This window comes from Actinomycetospora callitridis, from assembly GCF_028737265.1.
GTDB lineage: Bacteria > Actinomycetota > Actinomycetes > Mycobacteriales > Pseudonocardiaceae > Actinomycetospora > Actinomycetospora callitridis.
Genome location: NZ_JAQZAK010000011.1, coordinates 136,788 through 155,444 on the forward strand (window position 1 = coordinate 136,788; position 18,657 = coordinate 155,444).

24 protein-coding genes are annotated in these 18,657 nt (G+C 75.6%); 10 read left to right on the forward strand and 14 right to left on the reverse strand.

Going from position 1 to position 18,657, the window contains the following annotated elements; genetic code table 11:
• Positions 1 to 63 precede the first annotated feature (63 nt).
• Together PH191_RS25965 and PH191_RS25970 are read right to left on the reverse strand one after the other, a co-directional pair.
• Complete coding sequence (locus PH191_RS25965) at positions 64 to 792, reverse strand: sulfite exporter TauE/SafE family protein (protein ID WP_274197526.1); 729 nt, start codon at positions 790 to 792, stop codon at positions 64 to 66.
• Between the two features lie 77 nt (positions 793 to 869).
• Positions 870 to 1,307 carry a DUF4333 domain-containing protein gene (locus PH191_RS25970; protein WP_274197527.1) on the reverse strand — a complete coding sequence of 146 codons (438 nt, stop codon included), beginning with the start codon at positions 1,305 to 1,307 and terminating at the stop codon, positions 870 to 872.
• A 281-nt stretch (positions 1,308 to 1,588) separates the two neighbouring features.
• Here PH191_RS25970 and PH191_RS25975 point away from each other — a divergent pair, with 281 nt between their 5' ends.
• Positions 1,589 to 2,326, forward strand: coding sequence for a PP2C family protein-serine/threonine phosphatase (locus tag PH191_RS25975; protein WP_274197528.1), 738 nt, complete (start codon positions 1,589 to 1,591; stop codon positions 2,324 to 2,326).
• Between the two features lie 78 nt (positions 2,327 to 2,404).
• On the opposite strand, the gene PH191_RS25980 is transcribed toward PH191_RS25975, so the two are convergent.
• Entirely contained in the window at positions 2,405 to 3,889 is a 1,485-nt protein-coding gene (locus tag PH191_RS25980) for a sensor histidine kinase (RefSeq protein WP_274197529.1), read from the reverse strand.
• Entirely contained in the window at positions 3,886 to 4,584 is a 699-nt protein-coding gene (locus PH191_RS25985; protein ID WP_274197530.1) for a response regulator transcription factor, read from the reverse strand. Before PH191_RS25985 ends, PH191_RS25980 begins: the two co-directional genes overlap by 4 nt.
• Positions 4,585 to 4,709: 125 nt before the next feature.
• Between PH191_RS25985 and PH191_RS25990 the strand changes: the two genes are divergently transcribed.
• The 3 genes from PH191_RS25990 (at position 4,710) to PH191_RS26000 (ending at position 7,281) form a co-directional block, all read left to right on the forward strand.
• Positions 4,710 to 5,330, forward strand: a complete 621-nt coding sequence (locus tag PH191_RS25990) for a hypothetical protein (protein ID WP_274197531.1) — start codon at positions 4,710 to 4,712, stop codon at positions 5,328 to 5,330.
• A 277-nt stretch (positions 5,331 to 5,607) separates the two neighbouring features.
• On the forward strand, positions 5,608 to 6,516 hold the full coding sequence (locus PH191_RS25995) for a sulfite exporter TauE/SafE family protein (protein ID WP_274197532.1): 909 nt from the start codon (positions 5,608 to 5,610) through the stop codon (positions 6,514 to 6,516).
• A 36-nt stretch (positions 6,517 to 6,552) separates the two neighbouring features.
• Positions 6,553 to 7,281: an HAD family hydrolase gene (locus PH191_RS26000; RefSeq protein WP_274197533.1), complete on the forward strand. Its 729-nt coding sequence runs from the start codon at positions 6,553 to 6,555 to the stop codon at positions 7,279 to 7,281.
• Here PH191_RS26000 and PH191_RS26005 read toward each other — a convergent pair.
• Positions 7,265 to 7,570, reverse strand: coding sequence for a hypothetical protein (locus PH191_RS26005; RefSeq protein WP_274197534.1), 306 nt, complete (start codon positions 7,568 to 7,570; stop codon positions 7,265 to 7,267). The genes PH191_RS26000 and PH191_RS26005 overlap by 17 nt on opposite strands.
• An 83-nt stretch (positions 7,571 to 7,653) precedes the next feature.
• Complete coding sequence (locus PH191_RS26010; protein ID WP_274197535.1) at positions 7,654 to 7,839, reverse strand: MerR family DNA-binding transcriptional regulator; 186 nt, start codon at positions 7,837 to 7,839, stop codon at positions 7,654 to 7,656.
• Between the two features lie 113 nt (positions 7,840 to 7,952).
• Here PH191_RS26010 and PH191_RS26015 point away from each other — a divergent pair, with 113 nt between their 5' ends.
• Positions 7,953 to 8,234, forward strand: coding sequence for a hypothetical protein (locus PH191_RS26015; protein ID WP_274197536.1), 282 nt, complete (start codon positions 7,953 to 7,955; stop codon positions 8,232 to 8,234).
• Here the strand turns inward: PH191_RS26015 and PH191_RS26020 are convergent.
• The 3 genes from PH191_RS26020 to PH191_RS26030 all read right to left on the reverse strand — a co-directional run bounded on the left by PH191_RS26020 (position 8,200) and on the right by PH191_RS26030 (position 10,642).
• The gene (locus PH191_RS26020; protein ID WP_274197537.1) at positions 8,200 to 9,525 is read right to left on the reverse strand and encodes a sensor histidine kinase; all 1,326 of its coding nucleotides are present in this window, start codon (positions 9,523 to 9,525) and stop codon (positions 8,200 to 8,202) included. The genes PH191_RS26015 and PH191_RS26020 overlap by 35 nt on opposite strands.
• On the reverse strand, positions 9,522 to 10,232 hold the full coding sequence (locus tag PH191_RS26025; protein WP_274197538.1) for a response regulator transcription factor: 711 nt from the start codon (positions 10,230 to 10,232) through the stop codon (positions 9,522 to 9,524). The genes PH191_RS26020 and PH191_RS26025 overlap by 4 nt, the downstream gene beginning before the upstream one ends.
• A 65-nt stretch (positions 10,233 to 10,297) precedes the next feature.
• A complete protein-coding gene (locus PH191_RS26030; RefSeq protein ID WP_274197539.1) occupies positions 10,298 to 10,642 on the reverse strand; it encodes a hypothetical protein in 345 nt (114 codons plus the stop codon).
• A gap of 183 nt (positions 10,643 to 10,825) precedes the next feature.
• Here PH191_RS26030 and PH191_RS26035 point away from each other — a divergent pair, with 183 nt between their 5' ends.
• Positions 10,826 to 11,629, forward strand: coding sequence for a class I SAM-dependent methyltransferase (locus tag PH191_RS26035; protein WP_274197540.1), 804 nt, complete (start codon positions 10,826 to 10,828; stop codon positions 11,627 to 11,629).
• Here PH191_RS26035 and PH191_RS26040 read toward each other — a convergent pair.
• Positions 11,587 to 12,003, reverse strand: a complete 417-nt coding sequence (locus tag PH191_RS26040; RefSeq protein ID WP_274197541.1) for a hypothetical protein — start codon at positions 12,001 to 12,003, stop codon at positions 11,587 to 11,589. The genes PH191_RS26035 and PH191_RS26040 overlap by 43 nt on opposite strands.
• Positions 12,004 to 12,121: 118 nt before the next feature.
• Between PH191_RS26040 and PH191_RS26045 the strand changes: the two genes are divergently transcribed.
• Entirely contained in the window at positions 12,122 to 12,919 is a 798-nt protein-coding gene (locus tag PH191_RS26045) for an enoyl-CoA hydratase/isomerase family protein (protein WP_274197542.1), read from the forward strand.
• A 2-nt stretch (positions 12,920 to 12,921) separates the two neighbouring features.
• Here PH191_RS26045 and PH191_RS26050 read toward each other — a convergent pair whose 3' ends face one another.
• The 3 genes from PH191_RS26050 to PH191_RS26060 all read right to left on the reverse strand — a co-directional run bounded on the left by PH191_RS26050 (position 12,922) and on the right by PH191_RS26060 (position 15,843).
• Positions 12,922 to 13,647, reverse strand: coding sequence for an alpha/beta hydrolase (locus PH191_RS26050; RefSeq protein ID WP_274197543.1), 726 nt, complete (start codon positions 13,645 to 13,647; stop codon positions 12,922 to 12,924).
• 78 nt (positions 13,648 to 13,725) lie between these two features.
• Positions 13,726 to 14,124, reverse strand: a complete 399-nt coding sequence (locus PH191_RS26055; RefSeq protein ID WP_274197544.1) for a hypothetical protein — start codon at positions 14,122 to 14,124, stop codon at positions 13,726 to 13,728.
• 141 nt (positions 14,125 to 14,265) lie between these two features.
• The gene (locus PH191_RS26060; protein WP_274197545.1) at positions 14,266 to 15,843 is read right to left on the reverse strand and encodes a class I adenylate-forming enzyme family protein; all 1,578 of its coding nucleotides are present in this window, start codon (positions 15,841 to 15,843) and stop codon (positions 14,266 to 14,268) included.
• Between the two features lie 207 nt (positions 15,844 to 16,050).
• Between PH191_RS26060 and PH191_RS26065 the strand changes: the two genes are divergently transcribed.
• Together PH191_RS26065 and PH191_RS26070 are read left to right on the forward strand one after the other, a co-directional pair.
• On the forward strand, positions 16,051 to 16,713 hold the full coding sequence (locus PH191_RS26065; protein WP_274197546.1) for a TetR/AcrR family transcriptional regulator: 663 nt from the start codon (positions 16,051 to 16,053) through the stop codon (positions 16,711 to 16,713).
• A 26-nt stretch (positions 16,714 to 16,739) separates the two neighbouring features.
• Positions 16,740 to 16,961: a hypothetical protein gene (locus PH191_RS26070; protein WP_274197547.1), complete on the forward strand. Its 222-nt coding sequence runs from the start codon at positions 16,740 to 16,742 to the stop codon at positions 16,959 to 16,961.
• Here the strand turns inward: PH191_RS26070 and PH191_RS26075 are convergent.
• Positions 16,933 to 17,427, reverse strand: a complete 495-nt coding sequence (locus PH191_RS26075; RefSeq protein ID WP_274197548.1) for a GNAT family N-acetyltransferase — start codon at positions 17,425 to 17,427, stop codon at positions 16,933 to 16,935. The two genes, PH191_RS26070 and PH191_RS26075, sit on opposite strands and share 29 nt — an antisense overlap.
• Positions 17,428 to 17,678: 251 nt before the next feature.
• On the opposite strand from PH191_RS26075, the gene paaA reads away from it, so the two are divergent.
• On the forward strand, positions 17,679 to 18,656 hold the full coding sequence (gene paaA / locus PH191_RS26080; protein ID WP_274197549.1) for a 1,2-phenylacetyl-CoA epoxidase subunit PaaA: 978 nt from the start codon (positions 17,679 to 17,681) through the stop codon (positions 18,654 to 18,656).
• The last annotated feature ends 1 nt before the right edge of the window (position 18,657 follow it).

An 18,657-nucleotide genomic window follows, 5' to 3' on the forward strand; every position in this document is an offset into this window, starting at 1 on the left:
CTGCCTCACTGTGCCCCGGCCCGGCGGGCGCTGTCCACCCGAGCGGTCGTCGTCGGAGGGCGCTCAGAGGGTGAGCAGACCCCGGACGACGGTGGCGAGCCCGCCCGTCAGGGCCAGGACGACGACCGCTCGACGCGCCGTGGCGGGGTCGAGGCGCCGGTGGACGACGTCGCCCAGGACAACCCCCACGGCCAGCGCCAGGAGGCCGGCACCCCAGACCGCGGGGGCGAGGCGGGGGACGCCCTTGCCCAGGAGCGCGAGCAGGTTGATGACGAGCAGGACGAGCTGCGCGGTCGGCACGAAGACGTCGGTGCTCCACCGCCGGGCGAGCGCGAACGCCGAGATCATCGGCCCGCCCACGCCGGCCGCGGCGTTGACGAACCCGGCGACGGCGCCGGCCCCGACGGCCCCGGGCGTGCCGTTCATCCACCCGCCGAGACGCGGGACGAGCGAGACCACCACGGCGCCGATGGCGAGCAGACCGACCACGACGAGCAACGGCCCCTCGGGCAGCACGCCGACCACCCAGGCGCCGAGCGGGACCGTGACGAGGGCGCCGGCCAGGAGCAGTCCGGCGGACCGGAGGTCGACCCCGCGCCAGGTCCGCGCCAGCACGACGGCACACAGCAGCACCTGCAGGGCGTTGCCGAACGACACCCCGTCGCGGGGACCCAGGATCGCGACGAGGAACGGCGCGCCGACGAGGGCGAGACCGAGGCCTGTCGCCCGCTGGGTGAGCGCCCCGAGGAGCACCGGGCCCAGGACGAGCACCGCCGTCCCCGCCGCGCTCACGGGCGCGACGGGGACGGAGGCGTCATGCGGTCATGATGACCGCCGGGATCGGCGGCCGATCGTCACCGGCCCGACCGTCACTGGGGAATGATGTCGAAGTTCACGGTGTCGCCCTGGACGGCGGTCACCCGCACGAGCAGCGTCGACGTGGTGCCCGCGTCGGTGCCGGTGCACGTGATGGTCGCGCCCACCTCGCCCTCCAGCGACGAGGGGCAGTCCACCTGGCTCGCGTCCACGCCGTACTGCTGGGCGATCTGCTGCTCGACCTGGTCGGCGGTGACCGTCGGCGAGCCGAAGACCATCGCGAGCGCGAACAGGGCCACGAGGATCGCGACGAACACCCCGACCACGATCCCGATGATCTTGCCGGCCGAGCTCTTGCGCACGGGCGGTGGCGGAGGGTAACCGCCGTATCCCGGACCGGGAGGTGGGCCGCCGTAGGGCATCCCGGACGGACCCTGCGGCATCGGCGGGTACGGGAAGCCGGCGGGGGGCGGCGGTGCCTGCTGCGACATGGGAACTCCTCGATGCGACGGGGGCTGCGCGGGGACCGGCGGGGCCGGATCGGCGCGGAGCGGGGACCGGCCGACGAGAAGGAGCATAGAACACGGAGAGCGACGAGAAACCCTTCTGGCTACTCCATCAGAGCTATCTCAGCGTTTCGCCAGAGACACGCGGTCGCTCGACCCACCCGCGGTCCTCATCGCGCGCACAGGCTGCGCCCAGGGAGCCCGCCCACCCTGGTCGGTAGGCGCACGGAGCACCGGCGCCGACCACCGGCGAAGAGGGCCCGTCCATGACCGCCGCCGTCACCGTCCCGTCCGGCACCGTCGCGGCCGGCGCCACCTCCTCCGCCGCCGACGTCCTCGTCGGGCACGCGACCCATCGCGGTCCCCGGCAGCACCAGGCCGACGCCGTCGCCTCCCACCGGGCGCCGTGGGGTCGTCTCGCCGTCGCGGTCGCCGACGGGGTCGGGGACTCCGAGGACGCCGGGTTCGCCGCGCGCCTCGTGGCCGACCACGCGGTCCGCGTCGCGGCCCTCGAGGGCCGGCCCGACACCGCGCTGCTCGCCGCCCACGACCTGCTGGAGGCCACGCAGGACCTCGTCCCCGGTGACGCCGCCGCGGTCGTCGCCCTCGCCCCCGGTCCGGGCGAGCCGCGGTGGCGCCTGGCGTGGGTGGGCGACTGCCGCGCGCTGGCGTGGGACGGGCGCACCCTGCGCACGCTGACCAGCGACCACACGTTCGCCGCGCGCGTGCGGGCCCTGGGGCTGACCCCGCACCCGCACCTGGAGCACGTCATCACCACGAGCGCGCGGACCGTCGGACCCCGGGACGTCGGGATCGCGGTCGTGGACGACCCGGGGACCCTCCTGCTCGTCAGCGACGGCGTCCACCGCGCGGTCACGGCGTCCTCGATGGCCGCGGTCCTCGCCGCGAGCGGCAGCGCCGGCGAGCGCGCGGCCCGCGTCGTCCGGCTCGCCGAGACCGCGGGGCTCACGGACAACGCCACCGCGCTGGTCGTCGCCGGCTGAGATCTGGGAGCGAGGGACGCCTCGCCTGCGCCCGACGCAGCGAGGGCGTCCCTCGCTGCCACCACCCGAGGCCTCGCGTCAGCCCCCGCGCGGCAGGGTCAGCCGGAGGCGGGCACCGACCTCGGAGTCGACGACGCGCAGGTCCCCGCCGTGCGCGCGGGCCAGGGCGCGCGCGATGGGCAGGCCCAGCCCGGCGCCACCGGCGTCGCGGGTGCGCGCGTCGTCGAGGCGGACCAGGCGGTCGAAGACGCGCTCGCGGTCCGCGGGCGGGATCCCCGGGCCCTCGTCGGCCACGTCGAGCACCGCGTCCGCGCCCTCGACGGTCACCGCGATCCGCACGGTGCCCTCGACCGGCCCGTGGCGCCGGGCGTTCTCCAGCAGGTTGGCGAGGATCTGCGTGACGCGTCCGGGGTCCGCGTCGACGGTGGTGGGCGGGCCGTCGACCTCGACGGCGAGGCCGGGGGCGAGCAGCGCGATCCGCTCGGCCTGGGCGGCGGCCAGCTCGATGAGGTCGACGGGCCGGCGGTCGAGCGGGGTGCCGTCCTCGATCCGCGCGAGCTCGAGCATGTCGTTGACCAGCGCCCCGGCCCGCCGCGTCTCGCGCACGAGGGTGGTGGCGAGGCGCTCGCGGCGATCGAGGTCGCCGTCGGGGTGGCGCACGAGCGACTCGGCGAGGGTCTGGACGCCGGCGATCGGCGTCCGCAGCTCGTGGGCGGCGTCCGAGAGGAACCGCCGGGTGCGCACCTCGGAACGCCGCGCCTCCCCGGCCGCGTCCTCGGCGCGCGTCTGGGCGGACTCGAGCTCGTCGAGCATCGCGTCGAAGGCGGCGGCCGTGCGTCCCAGCTCGGTGTCGGCGCGCTCGGGACGCAGCCGCCGGCCCCGGTCGCCGGCCGCGATGTCGCGCGCCAGGACCGTCATGTCGTCGAGCGGGCGCAGCGCGATCCGCACGCCGACGAACAGGGCGACGGCCACGACACCGAGCCCGAGTCCACCGACGCCGACCATGATCACGCGCAACCGCCGGAGGACGCCGTCGTTCTCCCCCGGCTCCACGGCCAGCACCAGCCGCGAGCCGTCGGGCAGGGCGACCGTGCGGACGTCCTCCCGTCCGGCGCGTGAGGGACGTGGGCCGTCCGGCGCGCCCGGGACGTCCGGCCTACCCGGCGCGACCGGCACCGGCCCGTCCGGTGCACCGGGCCCGCCCGGCGCGTCGGGTGCGCCCGGCCGGCCGCGTCCCCGGGGACCGTCCTCGTCGGACCCGGCGACCCGGCGTCCCGCGGCGTCGAGCAGGACCGCGCGGATGCCCTGCCCGTCGACGGCCTCGACCAGCGACGGGCCCGTCGACCCCGCCGCGACGAGCAGGCCGGCCCGGGCGGCGCGGTCGTCGAGGCGGCTCTGCTGGTCGCGGCGCAGCTGGGCGTCGAGGGAGAGGTCGACGGCGACCCCGATGACCACCAGCGCCAGGGCCACCACCAGCAGGACGAGCGCGGTGACGCGGAAGCGCAGCGAGCGCGTCGCCGACCAGCCCTCGGGCAGCGACAGCCGAGCCCAGGAGCGGCTCACGCGCTCTCCCCCGCCACCGGGCGCAGGGCGTAGCCCAGGCCCCGCACGGTGTGGACGACGCGCGGGCCGTGGGCCTCGAGCTTGCGGCGCAGGGCGCTCACATGGACCTCGACGAGGTTGGGGTCGTAGGCGTCGTAGCCCCAGACCTGGGTGAGGATCTGGTTCTTGGTGACGGTGCGTCCGCGCTGCTCGACGAGGTAGCGCAGCAGGCGCAGCTCGGTGGCGGTGAGCTCGAGGACGGCGCCGCCGCGGGTCGCGGTGCCCGCCTCGTCGTCGACGACGAGGTCGCCGACCGTCATGGCCGTCGGCACCCGTCCCCTCCGCCGCAGCACGGCGCGCACCCGCGAGACCAGCTCGGCGAGCAGGAACGGCTTGACGACGTAGTCGTCGGCGCCGCCGTCGAGGCCGTGCAGGCGGTCGGCGAGCGCGTCGCGGGCGGTGAGCAGCACCAGTCCCGCGTCGCTGCGTTCGCGCACCACGCCGAGCAGACGGAAGCCGTCGCGGCCGGGCAGCATGACGTCGAGGACGACGAGGTCGGGCCGGAACCCGTCCAGCAGCTCCTCGAGGCCCTCGCCGTCGCCGCGCCCGAGCGCGCGGAGGCCCGCGTCCTCGAGCGCCTCGACGACCGACTCGCGGATCGCCGTCTCGTCCTCGACGACGAGCACGCGCGCCGCCGTGCCCCAGGTGCCACCCACACCCGGATCCTGGCCCCCCGCTGCTGAACGGGACCTGAAGACCCGCCCGTACGCCGGTGGCTTCAGGCCCGGTTCAGCCCCGCTGCCCATCGTCGGTGGTCCCCGAGCACGAGTGGAGACCTCCGATGAGCGACCAGGACCCGCAGTCCGGCACCCCCGACGGCGACCCGCCGACCCGACCGACCGACCGGTCCCCGGGGACCGCCGCGAATCCGAGCGGTCCGCCCACGCGATGGCAGCGGACCACCCGCCCGTCCGGCTGGACCCGCCGCACCGCGGTCGTGGTGGCCGGCGTCGTCGGGCTGCTGCTCGGCGTGCTGCTGGCCGGCGGCGTGCTGGCCGCGACCGTGGGCGGCGGCCACGGCGACGGGCCGCGGGACCGGGGTCCCGGCACGAGCGCCGAGGGGCGCGGCGGACCGGGCGGTCCCGGGGCACCGGGCCGCCCGCCCGGTCCCGACGGCGGTCCCCGTGGCGAGCGCGGCGGTGCCGCCGGCGCGTCGGGCCCGATCGTCGTCCAGGTCCAGCCGGGCGCGACGGTGCAGGTGGCGCCGGGCGCGACGGTCCAGACGGTGCCGGGCGCCCAGGCCCAGCCGGGGCAGCCCGCCCAGCCGGCGCAGCCCGCGCAGCCGACCCAGCCCGGGCAGCCGGCCCAGCCCACCCAGCCCACCCAGCCGGCCCAGCCGGCCCAGCCCGGGCGGCCGGCCGTGCCCGCGCAGCCCGACCAGCCGGCCCCCGTGCCGGGCTGACCGGCCTCGAGCGGCGGCGTGGCAGCGGTCACAGCGGTGGGTCGGATCGCTGTCCTCCGCCGCGTCGCCGTGTGAGGATCAGTTCGTGTCCGACTCGGGAGTGGTCCTGGTGCGCCGTGCGCACGTCGACCTCCTCCGTGTCACCTCGGCCGGGTGTCGCCTCCCCCGCCGCTGACCGTCCACGTCTCGTCCGGTCGCGGGTCCGTCCCCGACCGGGTCGCCACATGCCCCGGTGTGAGGGCGCGCGGGCCCGCCCCTGCCACCACCGAGGAATCCTGTGCGCGCGTTCCTGCTCTTCGCCCTCGCCGGGCTCATCGCCCAGCTCGTCGACGGCTCCCTGGGCATGGCCTACGGCGTCACGTCGACGTCGGTGCTCCTGGCGGCGGGCACGGCTCCCGCCATCGCCTCCGCCTCCGTCCACCTCGCCGAGGTGGGCACCACCCTCGCCTCCGGCGCCTCCCACTGGCGCTTCGGCAACGTCGACTGGCGGGTGGTCGGCATCCTCGCGGTCCCCGGCGCCGTCGGCGCGGTGCTCGGCGCCTACGTCCTGGTCAACATGACCGAGGACGCCGAGCCCTACATGGCCGGCATCCTGCTCCTGCTCGGCGTCTACGTACTGCTGCGCTTCAGCTCCCGGGCGATCGCGAAGCGCGTCGTCTCGGGGCCGCGGCCGGGCGGCAAGTTCCTCGGCCCGCTCGGCCTGGTCGCGGGCTTCCTCGACGCCTCGGGCGGCGGCGGCTGGGGCCCGGTGGCCACGTCCAGCCTCCTCGCGTCGGGCCGTCTCGAGCCCCGCAAGGTCGTCGGCTCGGTGGACACCTCGGAGTTCGTCGTCGCCCTCGCCGCCAGCATCGGCTTCCTGTTCACGCTGTCGCAGGAGGGCATCGACTACACGGTCGTCCTCGCCCTGATGGTCGGCGGCGTGATCGCGGCGCCGTTCGCGGCCTACATCGTCCGGCTGCTCCCCGCCCGGGTGCTGGGCACCGGGGCAGGCGGTCTGATCATCATCACCAACGCCCGCACGTTGCTGAACGGCTTCGACGTGGCCACGGGCATCGTGACCACCGTGCTGATCGTGCTGGCGGTGCTCTGGGTCGTGGCCATCGTCGTCGCCGTGCGCAGCGCCCGTCGCGAGCGCGCGCTCAACGAGTCCGCCGTGGTCGAGGAGGACAGCACCTCCGCCGCCTGAGGACGACGTCTGAGGGCAGGGGCCACACTGATCGACGTGCGCGCCCTGTTCGACCTGCCCGCGGCCTACCGCCCGTCCGACGACGACCGGGCTGCGCCCGTCCCACCGGTCGAGGCGGTGCTCTGCGACTTCAGCAACACGCTCTTCCGGATGATCGGCACCGAGGAGTGGCTGCGCCGGGTGGCCGCCGACACGGGGCGCGAGCTCGGTGACCCCGGGGCGATCCTCGCCGCCCTCGACGCGGCGGCCGCGGAGCCCGAGGTCGTGGCGGCACAGGTGGGCCGCGACCTGGACGCCGACGCGCACCGGCGCGCGATGCGCGCGTGGTTCTCCCGCGTGCCCTACCTCGCGGGCATCGAGGACGCCGCGCAGGCGCGGGTGGTGGCCGAGGACTCGTGGGTGCCCTACGGCGACACCGGGTCGTTCCTCGCGGCCCTCGCCGCGCAGGGCGTGCCGGTGGGCGTGGTGAGCGACATCGGCTGGGACATCCGCGGCCACGCCCGCGCCGCCGGGCTCGACGGCCTCGTCGGCACCTGGGTGCTCTCCTGCGAGGAGGGCACCGAGAAGCCGGACCCCGCGCTGTTCCGCACCGCCTGCGAGCGCCTGGGCACCGACCCACGGCGCACCCTCATGGTCGGCGACAACCCGGTGCGCGACGGCGGCGCCGTGACCGCCGGCCTGCGGGCCTTCGTGCTGGCCGGCGAGCAGCGCGAGCGGGAGCGCGGGCTGCGCGACGTGCTCGCGCTGGTCAGCCCACGCGGGTGACGCCGGGCGCCACGAGCTCCCGGCCCACCGGTCTCGCCGCGCGCCGCACCCACCCGCCCACCACCTGGGCCACCGACCACCCCTCGGCGGCGAGCAGCGCGGCGATCTCGACGTCGCTCGCCCCGAGCGCGACATCGGCCTCGTCGAGCACGCCGACCAGCCAGCGCTCGCACCGACGCACCACCTCGTCGCCCGGCACGGCCGGCGAGAAGCCCTCGGAGAGCAGCCGACCGAGATCGAGGGGTTCGGTGTCGAAGGGTCCGGGCAGGACCTCGTCGCCGTCGGGCATGGCGCCTCCTCCTCCGCGGGTGGCGGACGGCGTCGACGCTATCCCTGCCCACCGACAGCGACGGGCGGTTCGGTCGCCCGTCCTCAGTCCTCGTCCGGGGCGATGCCGATCTGGCGGCGCAGCTTGGCGACGTTCCACCGGTACTGCCCCGACGGCAGCGTGATCTCGGGCGTGACGAGGCCGGCCCGGACGTAGCGCTGCAGCGTGCGCGGGCTGACCCCCAGCGCCTTCGCGGCCTCCGGGGTCGAGACGAGGTCCGACGGGGACATGGCGGCAGCCTATGTCGCCGGTGTCGTCCGTACGACGGAACGCCGCTGCTGTCGCGGATTTCGTGGATGACACCGCTGTCGTTCATGGCGCCGGTGTCGCTACCATCGGCGACATGGACGACACCGGCGACATCCGATTACCCCGCTCGGGCGGCCCCCGGCGCTACCGGCTCGACGCGCGACGCTTCCGCGGGCCGCTGCACACCCCCGCCCGCAACGACCACGAGCAGCACGAGTCCGACGACCTGGCCGCGCTCGTCGAGATCGCGCGCGTCCTGGTCTCGGAGGGGTTCACCGCCTGGATCTACGAGCGGGTCCGGCGCAGCGTGCCGTGGCCCGAGGCGTGGGACCTGCGGTTGGTCACCCAGCTCGATCCGGGCCGAGGGCCAGGCTGACGCGCAGGCCGCCCGTCGGGGCGTCGCCGAGCGCCACCCGTCCGCCGTGGCGGGCCGCCTGCTGCGCCACCAGCGCCAGGCCCAGCCCCGAGCCCGGCGCGCCCGCGGTGCTCCCGCGCACGAACCGGCCGAGCACCGCCTCCCGCTCGTCCGCGGGCAGGCCGCTCCCGTCGTCGTCGACGGTGAGCACGACGCCGCCGTCGGTGCCCGCGTGGGCACCCAGCCGGACGGTGCCCGCGCGACCGTGCCGCACGGCGTTGACGACGGCGTTCGCCAGCGCCATCCGCAGCCCCTCCGGCGACGCGCGCACCGACTCCGGCGTCGCCGGGTCCGGCTCGTCGACGACCACCTCGAGCCGGCTGTGGGCGCGTCGCGCGTCCTCGGCGGCCAGGCGCAGGACGTCGGCCACCCCGATCGCCTCGCCACCGGCGGCGTCGGGCAGGTCCCCGGCGGCGAGCTGGCCCAGGGCGGTGAGCGTGGCCTCCACCCGGGCCTGGGCGCGCAGCACGTCGGCGAGCACCTCGTCGCGTTCGGGCAGGTCGGGGTGGGCCGCCAGGACCTCGAGGTCGGTGCGCATCGACGTCAGCGGCGTCCGGAGCTCGTGGCGGGCGGCCGCGGCGAAGTCGCGCGCAGCGTGCAGCGAGGCCGTGCTGCGCTCCTGCTCGGCGTGCAGGCGGGCGAGCATGTCCGACAGCGCGTCGGCGAGCTCCTCGGACTCGCGCGACCCGTCGGCGCGGACCGTCGGCGGCGCGGCCGCCGGGTCGGTGGCCGCGCGGTCGAGCGTCGCCGCCTGCGCGGTGAGCCGGCGCATCGGGCGCACCGCGCGGCCGGCGAACACCCACCCGAGGCCCGCCGCCAGGGCGACCGCCGCGACCCCGAGCCCGGCCACGAGACGCTGGCGCTCCGCGACCCGTGCGCGGGTGTCGTCCTCGGTCGCGCCCACCGTCACCAGCGAGCCCGGCGCCGGGCCCGGCGCGGTGCGGATGCGGTAGCCGACGCCCGCGACCGTCACCGACGTCGGGATGCCGATCGGCGAGAGCGGCAGCTCGGGCCCGCTCACCCGCCGGGCCTCGCCGGCCGGGTTCCGCAGCGTCACAGCGAGGTCGGCGCGCGTCGAGGCGAACGAGCCGAGCACCGCCGGCGAGCCGGGCACCAGGCTGCGGTCGAGCCGCTCGGTCTGCTCCCGGGCCAGCAGCACCGAGGCCAGCACGCCGACGAGGACGACGACGACGGTCGCGGCCAGGGCGGCGGCGAGGGCGACGCGCGCCCGCAGCGAGAGGGAGCGCCTCATCCGCACGCCCGCAGCACGAACCCGACCCCCCGCACGGTGTGCACGATCCGGGGCGTGCCGTCGGACTCCAGCTTGCGGCGCACGTACCCGACGAAGACGTCGACGACGTTGGTGTCGGTGGCGAAGTCGTAGCCCCACACCAGCTCGAGCAGGCGCTCGCGGGTGAGCACGACCTCGGCGTTGCGGGCGAGGACGACGAGCAGCTCGTACTCGCGCTTGGTGAGCTCGACCGCGCGGTCGGAGACGTGGACCGTGCGCCGGGCGAGGTCGACGGTCAGCGGCCCCGCCGTGAGCGTCTCACCGAGCGCGGGCTCGGCCGGGGTCGTCGACCGCGCGCCCCGGCGCAGCAGGGCCCGCAGCCGCGCCACGAGCTCGGTGAGCGCGAACGGCTTGACCATGTAGTCGTCGGCCCCGGCCTCGAGCCCGACGACGCGGTCGTCGACGGTGTCGCGCGCCGAGAGCACACACACGGGCACGTCGTGGTCCATCGCCCGCAGCGCCGTCACGACGGCCACCCCGTCCATGCCGGGCAGCCCGAGGTCGAGGACGACGGCGTCGGGGACGCGCTCGTGCACCGCCCGCAGCGCGCCCGGCCCGTCCTGCGCGGAGCGCACGGTGAACCCCGAGAGCCGCAGGCCGCGCTCGAGCGACGCCCGCACGTCGGCGTCGTCGTCGACCACCAGCAGGTCGGGGTTCGACTCGCTCATGGGCGCGGATGGTGCCACCGCGTCCGGGAGGGTCCGCGCGGTGGCGGTCGCACCGTCAGGACCGCTCAGCGGTCGGCGCACGGCCGGGCAGCGCGCTCGACCCGCTGGCTGACCTCGGCCAGGCGCGCGGCGAGCTCCGGGTCCTGGGCGGTCGCGGGGCCGGAGCGGGTCTCGCGCAGCCGGTCGATCTCGCTCCGCGCCTCGGGCGAGAGCGTCAGCGGGGCACCGCCGGTGGCGCCGGGACGCAGCCGCGCGGTGCAGGGCGCCTGGCCGGTCCCGGTGCTCGCGGCCGCGGCCGGGGCCTCGGCGGGGGCCGCAGCAGAGGTGGCGGGCCCGGCGGCGCACCCGCCGAGCAGGAACAGCCCGGCCACGACCGGTCCGGCGAGCACCGGCAGGCGGCGGAAGTCCATCTCCTCGATCTCCTCACGACACGGGCGACCGATCGGGGGCGGCCGCCTCGTGATCCACCCTGGACACCGCGCGTGACGCAGCTCTGTGGCAACTCTGAGGGAACCGTGAGGTCGTCCCGGCGGTGCCAGCCCTGCGTCCACGCTTGCACTGGGCGCCAGGAAAGCCACATCCTCGCCCCGATCATGGGCAGCGACATCACTGACGGGGACGAGGACCGCTACGCCGCGGCGGCGACGGGCTGGGCGACGGGCGCGGCGCGCGTCTACGGCCCGCTCGCGACGCAGCTCGTGGCCGCGGCGCCCCACCCCCTGGCCGGGCGCCGGGTGCTCGACGCGGGCGCCGGCACGGGCCTCGCCTCCACGGCCCTGAGCGCGGTCGGCGCACACCCCGTGGCCGTCGACCGCTCGCCCGCGATGCTCGCCTGGGAAGCGGGCCACCGCCCACCGGCCGTCGCCGGGGCGCTCGAGGCACTGCCCCTGCGCGACGACGCGGTGGACGACACCGTCGCCGCCTTCGTCCTCAACCACGTCGACGACCCGACCGCGGCGCTCGCCGAGCTCGCCCGCGTCACCCGGCCCGGCGGGGCGGTCCTGGCCACCGTGGCCGCCGCGACGACCCGCCACCGTGCGGCGCGCGACCGGATCGACGCCGTGGTCGCGGACCCCGGCTTCGTCCCGCCGCCCTGGTACGCCCACCTCACCCGGGGCCAGGCGCCCCTGCTCGGCGACGTGCCCGCGATGACCGCGGCCGCCGAGAGCGCGGGGCTCGTCGACGTCGTCGTCACCGAGCACGCCGCCGACGTCGGCGTCGACCGTCCCGAGGACCTCGTCGACTACCGCCTGGGCCAGGCGCACGTCGCCGCGTGGCTCGCCGGGCTCCCCGAAGCCGACCGTGCGGCGCTGCGCTGGGCGGCCCTCGACGCCGTCACCCCGGTGATGGCGCCCTACCGCCCCCCGGTGGTCACGCTCGTCGCCCGGACGGAGTGAGCCGGCGGACGGGCCGCCCCCGCGAGCACGGCGGTCAGCGCGCACAGCGGCGTCCAGAGCATTCGCTCGGCCGGTGACCGGGAGGCGAGGTTGAGCGCCGTCCCGATCGCCATGAAGATCGCCACCCCGCTCGCCACCGCTCGCCGCCGCCGCGGCGAGCCCGCCTCCGACGCGACCACGACGGCCAGCACGCCGTAGACCGGAGCGGCGACGGCGCTGATCCGCCGGAAGCTATCGGGGAGACGCCCCTCGTGCTGGCCGCCGTAGGCGAACCGTCCCCACGGGGCACCGCCCGCCAGGCCCGCCTGGAAGGCGCCGAAGCCGGTCAGGAGCGCCCCGGTGGTGCGCGCGGCGACGCGGACGGAGAGGACCACGGCTCCAGTGTCCGGTGTGTCCGGTCCGCCGTCACGGGGCCGACGCCCCCTGTCCGCGGTGACCCAGGGCGGGCAGCATGATCCCCGGCGGAGACGGTGAGCGAGAGGAGTGCGTTCGATGACGAACGACGCGGTCGTGGTGACCCGTGACGACCAGGCGGCCGTGGCGACCGTGCGGATGAACCGCCCGGACCGTCGCAACGCGCTGACCACCGAGCTCAAGGTCGCCCTGCGCGACGCGCTCGAGGACGTCGGCCAGGACCCGCAGGTCCGCGCCGTCGTCCTGTCCGCCGCCGGGCCCGCCTTCTGCGTCGGCCAGGACCTCGGCGAGCACGCCGAGGCGCTGCGCTCCGGTGCCGAGGAGCCGATGCGCACGGTGCCCGAGCACTACAACCGCATCACCTCCGCGCTCGCGACGATGCCCAAGCCCGCGATCGCCGCGGTCGGGGGCACGTGCGTCGGGGCCGGCCTCGGCTTCGCGCTCGCCTGTGACCTGCGCCTCGCCGCGACCGGGGTGCGGTTCGCGACGGCGTTCTCCGGCATCGGGTTCGGCGGCGACTCGGGGCTCTCGGCCACCCTCGCCCACGCCGTCGGCGCCTCGCGCGCCACCGACCTGCTCATGCTCGGCGACACCTTCACCGCCGAGTCGGCCCGCGACTGGGGTCTCGTCCGCGAGGTCGTCCCCGCCGAGGAGCTCGACGACAAGGCCCTCGCGCTGGCCCGCCGCCTCGCCAACGGCCCGACAGCCGCCTACGCGGAGATCAAGATGGCCGTCGCACTCGGCACCGTCTCGCCGCTGACGACGGTGCTCGAGCACGAGGGGGCCGCCCAGTCACGCCTCGCCGCCACGGAGGACCACCGCAACGCCGTCGAGGCCTTCCTGGCCAAGGAGAAGCCCACGTTCACGGGGCACTGACCTCAGCCGGCCGCCTCCGCGGCGGCGAGGATCGCGTCGATCGTCGGCCCCGGCCGGGACACCATCGAGACGTGCGAGCCGGCGACCTCGGAGATCGTCGACCCCGCCCGCTCGGCCATCTTCCGCTGCGTGTCCGGCGGGATGACCTTGTCCTCGGTGCCCACCACGGCCCAGCTGGGGAGCGACGTATAGGCACTTTCCGTGCCCGGCGTCAAATTCGCACCGAGTGTGATCGGACGCTGACTCTCGACGATTCTCCAGCGGTCGTCCTCGGACAGATCCTGCGCGAACGACCGGTGCACGGTGTCCGCTTTCAGGAAAGCCTCGACGTCCCCCTCGGGCGCATTCGGATATCCCGCGAGGTCGAGGACGGCGGTCGGGTCGGGGACGTCGAGCGCCGATCCGGAACCGCCGAGAATCTGGAAGACCGTCTCCCCCGCCTCGGGGATGAACGCGTCGACGTAGACGAGCGCGCGCACGTCACCGGCCCCCGTAGCGGCGTTCGTGATGACGAACCCGCCGTAGGAGTGGCCCACCAGGACCACGGGACCCGTCGTGCGCTGCTTGACGAACGAGGTGACGTAGGGCGCATCGGTGGTCACACCGCGCAAGGGATTCGGTGGCGTGATCACCGTCAATCCACGATTCCTCAGCTCGCGCGCCACGGCATTCCAGCTCGAGCCATCGGCCCACGCTCCGTGGACCAGGACAATCGTCGCTTGCGGCACGTCGGCCTCCGGCAGTGTGTTCCCACTGTGCTTGCGAGATCGACAGTAGTGGTGATCGGGCCCCATTCGGTGAACTGATCAGCCCAATCCTTCCTGGACGGCGAGGAGCAGTTCGTGCACCCTGCTGGTCGTGACCGAGCCGGAGAATCCCCCCGCCGGCGGAATCGCCGCCGCAGGCAGCGTCCGCACCGCCGACAGCGTCGCGACGGCCGGGAGCGTGGACACGAGCGGCAGCGTCGCCACGGCGGGGAGCGTGACGACGTCCCACAGCGTCGCCGTCGTCCGGAGCGTGGCGACGGCCGGCAGCATCGCGGTCGCCGGCAGCGTCGCCACCGCCGGCAGCGTCGCCGTCGCGGGGAGCGTGGCGACGTCCGGCAGCGTCGCGGTCGCCGGCAGCGTGGCCACCACCGGCAGCGCCGGCATCGCGGGCAGCCTGGTCACCGCGTTCGGCGTCGCGCTCCGGAACTGCGTGGCCACGCTCGCCTGTGTGAACTGCACCCGGTGCGTGGCCTGTGTCGGGTGTGTGGACTGCGTCGACTGCGTGGGGTGTGTCGGCTGCGTCGGCCTCCGGGGCGCGGTCGGGCAGCGGAACGTCCACGCCTGACCGGCCCCCGGGACCTACGTCAGCTGCGACTCCCGGTCGGACCAGAAGACCGCGCGCAGCTCCCGCTTGAGAATCTTCCCCGCCCCGGACTTCGGGAGCGGCTCGGTGCGCGTCTCGATGCTGCGGGGCACCTTGTAGCCGGCGATCGAGCGGCGGCAGTGGGCGACGAGCTCCTCGGTGAAGGCGTCCGCGTCCTCGGGCTCCGCGCGGAGCACGACCACGGCGTGCACGGCCTCGCCGAACCGCTCGTGGGGCACGCCGAAAACCGCGACCTCGACGACCGACGGGTGCGCGAAGAGCGCGTTCTCGACCTCGGCGCTGTACACGTTCTCCCCGCCCGAGACGATCATGTCCTTGGCGCGGTCGACGAGGAACAGGTGCCCGCCGTCGTCGATCAGGCCGAGATCGCCGGAGGCGAACCAGCCGTCGCGCAGCGCCGCCGCCGTCTCGGTGGGTTTGTTCCAGTAGCCCGCGGTGACGTTCGCGCCGCGGATCAGCACCTCGCCGACGACGCCGGTCGGCAGCGGCGTGCGCTCCGCCGGGTCAACGACGATCACCTCGACGCCGACCGCCGCCCGCCCGCACGAGCGGGCCTGCGGGGCGTCGAGCAGGTGCTGCTCGCCGGGCAGCAGCGTGACGATCGGGGACGTCTCGGTGAGCCCGTAGATGTGCAGCATCTCGGCCTCGGGGAACGCCGCATGGGTGCGCCGCAGCAGCTCGACGGCCGCCGGCGACGAGCCGTGCGAGAGCCACCTCAGCGACGACACCCGCCGCGGCCGGGCCGTCTGCTCGACGGCCAGCGCGTCCATCATCGTCGGGACGACGAGCGTCGCGGTGATGCCGTGACGCTCGACGAGGTCGAGCACGCCGTCGGCGCTGAAGGCGGGGCACATGACCTGCGTGCCGCCCGCCCAGATCGTGGCGAGCGCCCCGATCGTGCCGGCGGCGTGGAACATCGGCGCGACGACGAGCCACGAGGTGTCGGCCGTGAACGGCCAGCAGGCCATGAAGTGGAAGGCGTTGGCGACGAGGTTGCCGTGGGTGAGCATGACGCCCTTGGCCGCGCCGGTGGTCCCGCCCGTGTAGAAGATCCCGGCGAGGTCGTGCTCGGCGGGCGCGCGCCGCGGCTCGGTGGGCGCGGCGTCGGCGAGCAGCGCCTCGTACTCGGCGCCGAGGTCGACGACGCGCAGGTCGGGGTCGAGGTCGTCGAGGGCCCGATCGGCGAACAGCACCGTGGCCCCGGCGTCGCGCAGCGCGTAGGTCCGCTCCGCCGCGGTGTGCCGGACGTTGAGCGGGACGATCACGAGCCCGTGCGAGGGCAGCCCGAGGTAGAGCTCGAGGTAGCGGTGGCAGTTGGCGCCCAGGACGCCGACGCGGTCGCCGGGGCCGAGGCCCAGCCCGGCGAGCAGGCCGCCCAGGCGGGCGAGGCGGTCGCCGAGCTCGGCGTAGGTCAGCGTCAGCTCGCCGCACACCACGGCCGTCCGGTCGCGCGAGGTCGCGAGCGCGCGGCGCATAGGGGCCCCGACGGTGCGCGTGGCATTGCCGGCGTCCGCGGCCGGGGCCAGGTCGTGGAGGGTCTCGAGCGTCGTCATCGACCACCTCGGGGTAGCGCTGTGCGGACGGACAGGCGAACGATCGTTCGGTCGGGCGGGACGGTAGCAGCGAGCACCCCGGTCGACCAGGACGAGGATGGTCCGTCACGGGCGTCCGGCGCCAGCGTCGACGACCTCCGGCGCGGCGGTTCCGCTGTGTGGAGCGCCGCGCGGAGGTCCCCCGCCCGGGGCCGTAGATTGCTCCCCGTGACCGGTACGCGTCCCCCCGCCCGCGAGGGCGAACGAGCGGCAGCGCCCGCCCGGGACCGGCGGACCCGCCCGACCTACGACCCGTCGAGCCTCGTCGAGGTCGCGGCGCGCGTGTTCAACGAGCGCGGTTACGACGCCACGAGCATGGAGGACCTCTCCGCGGCGGCGGGCATCACGAAGTCGTCCTTCTACCACCACGTCCGGGGCAAGGAGGCGCTGCTGCGCGCCGCGCTCGAGCGCGCCCTCGACGGGCTGTTCGGCGTCCTCGACGAGCCGGCGGCGTCCACCGGCAGCCCGCTGACCCGGCTGCGCCACATCGTGCGCCGCCAGGTCGAGGTGCTCGTCGCCGAGCTGCCCCACGTCACCCTGCTGCTGCGGCTGCGCGGCAACACCGAGACCGAGCGCTGGGCCATGGCGCGGCGCCGCGAGTTCGACGCCGCGATCGCCCGCCTCGTGCGCGACGCCTCGGCCGCCGGCGAGCTGCGTGACGGCCTCGACCCCGCCGTCGACGCCCGCCTGCTCTCGGGGCTCGTGAACTCGCTCGTCGAGTGGTACCGCCCGGGGCGGATCCCGGTGGACGCCCTGGTCGCCGAGGTCGACCGCATGGCGTTCGAGGGCCTGCTCGCGCCGGCACCCGCACCGAAGCGCCGCCCGTTCTAGGGGCCGCGACAACTAGGCTGGGCTGCGTGCCGCTGGACTTCTCCGAGCAGCCCGAGACCGGCCTCGTCGCCGTCACGCTGACCGACGAGGACGGCACCGTGCTGCAGAGCCGCGTGGTGGCGGCCGACGAGATCGGGCGCATCGCCGAGCGCGCCCGGGCGGCGGTGGAGCGCAGCGAGCGCACCGGCGAGCCCGGCCTCTACGTCACGCTCGACGAGCTCATCGACGGGACGTCAGGTCCTTCTTGAACCCGACGTGCGACGCCGTGAACCCGAGGCGCTCGTAGAAGCGGTGCGCGCCGGACCGTGACGCGTCGCTGGTGAGCTGGACCAGCCCGCACCCCCGGCGCCCGGCCTCCGCGACCGCCCACTCCACGAGCGCCGCCCCGTACCCGCGACCCTGCCGCGCGTCGCTGACGTGCACCGCCTCGAGCTGCGCGCGCCGTGTCCCGCGCCGCCCGAGGTTCGGCAGCACCGAGAGCTGCAGCGTCCCGACCGTCGTGCCGTCGGTCTCGTCGAGGCAGACGAGCAGGTGCGCGGGGTCGGCGTCGATCTCGGCGAAGGCCGCTGCGTAGGACGCGAGGTCGTCGACGGCGTCGCCCCGGCCCGCGCCGACGGGATCGGCGGCGAGGAGCCCCACCAGCGCGGGCAGGTCGTCGGCCCGCGCCCGGCGCACCGTCAACGTCCCGTCGGCCAGCGTCGCGAGCACGTCCATGCCGGAGATCGTCCCGCGGCGTCCGGGGTGCGGCAGCGAGGGACGTCCTCGCTGCGTCCAGTGCCGCTGGGGCGTCCTTCGACCCACCGGGCGTGCCGGTGCGCGGTCGAGCGAGGGACGCCTTCGCTGCGCCCAGCGCAGTCGAGGTGACCCTCGCTCCACCCGTCCGGACCCGCTGCCACGGCTTTACAGGGGCGCGCCGGTGCGTCACCATCAACCGAACGAACATTCGGTACGGAGGTGGCTCACCGATGACGGTGACCGAGGACCAGGGCCCCGACCTCGCCGCGCTCGAGGCGGACTTCGACCGGACGGTCGCGGCCGAGGGCCGGGTGGAGCCGCGCGACTGGATGCCCGAGGGGTACCGGAAGACGCTGATCCGCCAGATCGCCCAGCACGCGCACTCCGAGATCATCGGGATGCAGCCCGAGGGCAACTGGATCCTGCGGGCCCCCAGCCTGCGACGGAAGGCCATCCTGCTGGCCAAGGTCCAGGACGAGGCCGGCCACGGGCTCTACCTCTACTCGGCCACCGAGACGCTCGGGGTCGACCGCGGTGAGCTCACCGAGAAGCTCATCGACTCGAAGCAGAAGTACTCGTCGATCTTCAACTACCCGACGCTGACGTTCGCCGACATCGGCGTCATCGGGTGGCTCGTGGACGGCGCCGCGATCGTCAACCAGGTGCCGCTGTGCCGGTCGAGCTACGGGCCCTACGCCCGGGCGATGGTGCGCATCTGCAAGGAGGAGTCGTTCCACCAGCGCCAGGGCTTCGAGCTCCTGCAGACGCTGATGGCCGGCACCGACGCCCAGCGCGAGATGGTGCAGGACGCCGTCGACCGCTGGTGGTGGCCGTCGCTGATGATGTTCGGCCCCGCCGACGGCGACTCGCCCAACACCCAGCAGTCGATGGCCTGGCGGATCAAGCGCCACACCAACGACGAGCTGCGCCAGCGCTACGTGGACATGACCGTCCCGCAGGCCGAGGCGCTGGGCGTGACGCTGCCCGACCCCGAGCTGCGCTGGAACGACGAGCGCGAGGCCCACGACTTCGGCGACATCGACTGGGACGAGTTCATGCAGGTGGTCAAGGGTGCGGGGCCGTGCAACGCCCAGCGCCTGGCCAGCCGCCGCGCCGCCCACGAGAACGGCCAGTGGGTCCGCGACGCGGCCACGGCGTACGCCGCGAAGCAGGCGGCGCGGGCGTCGGAGGGGGCGATGAGCGCATGAG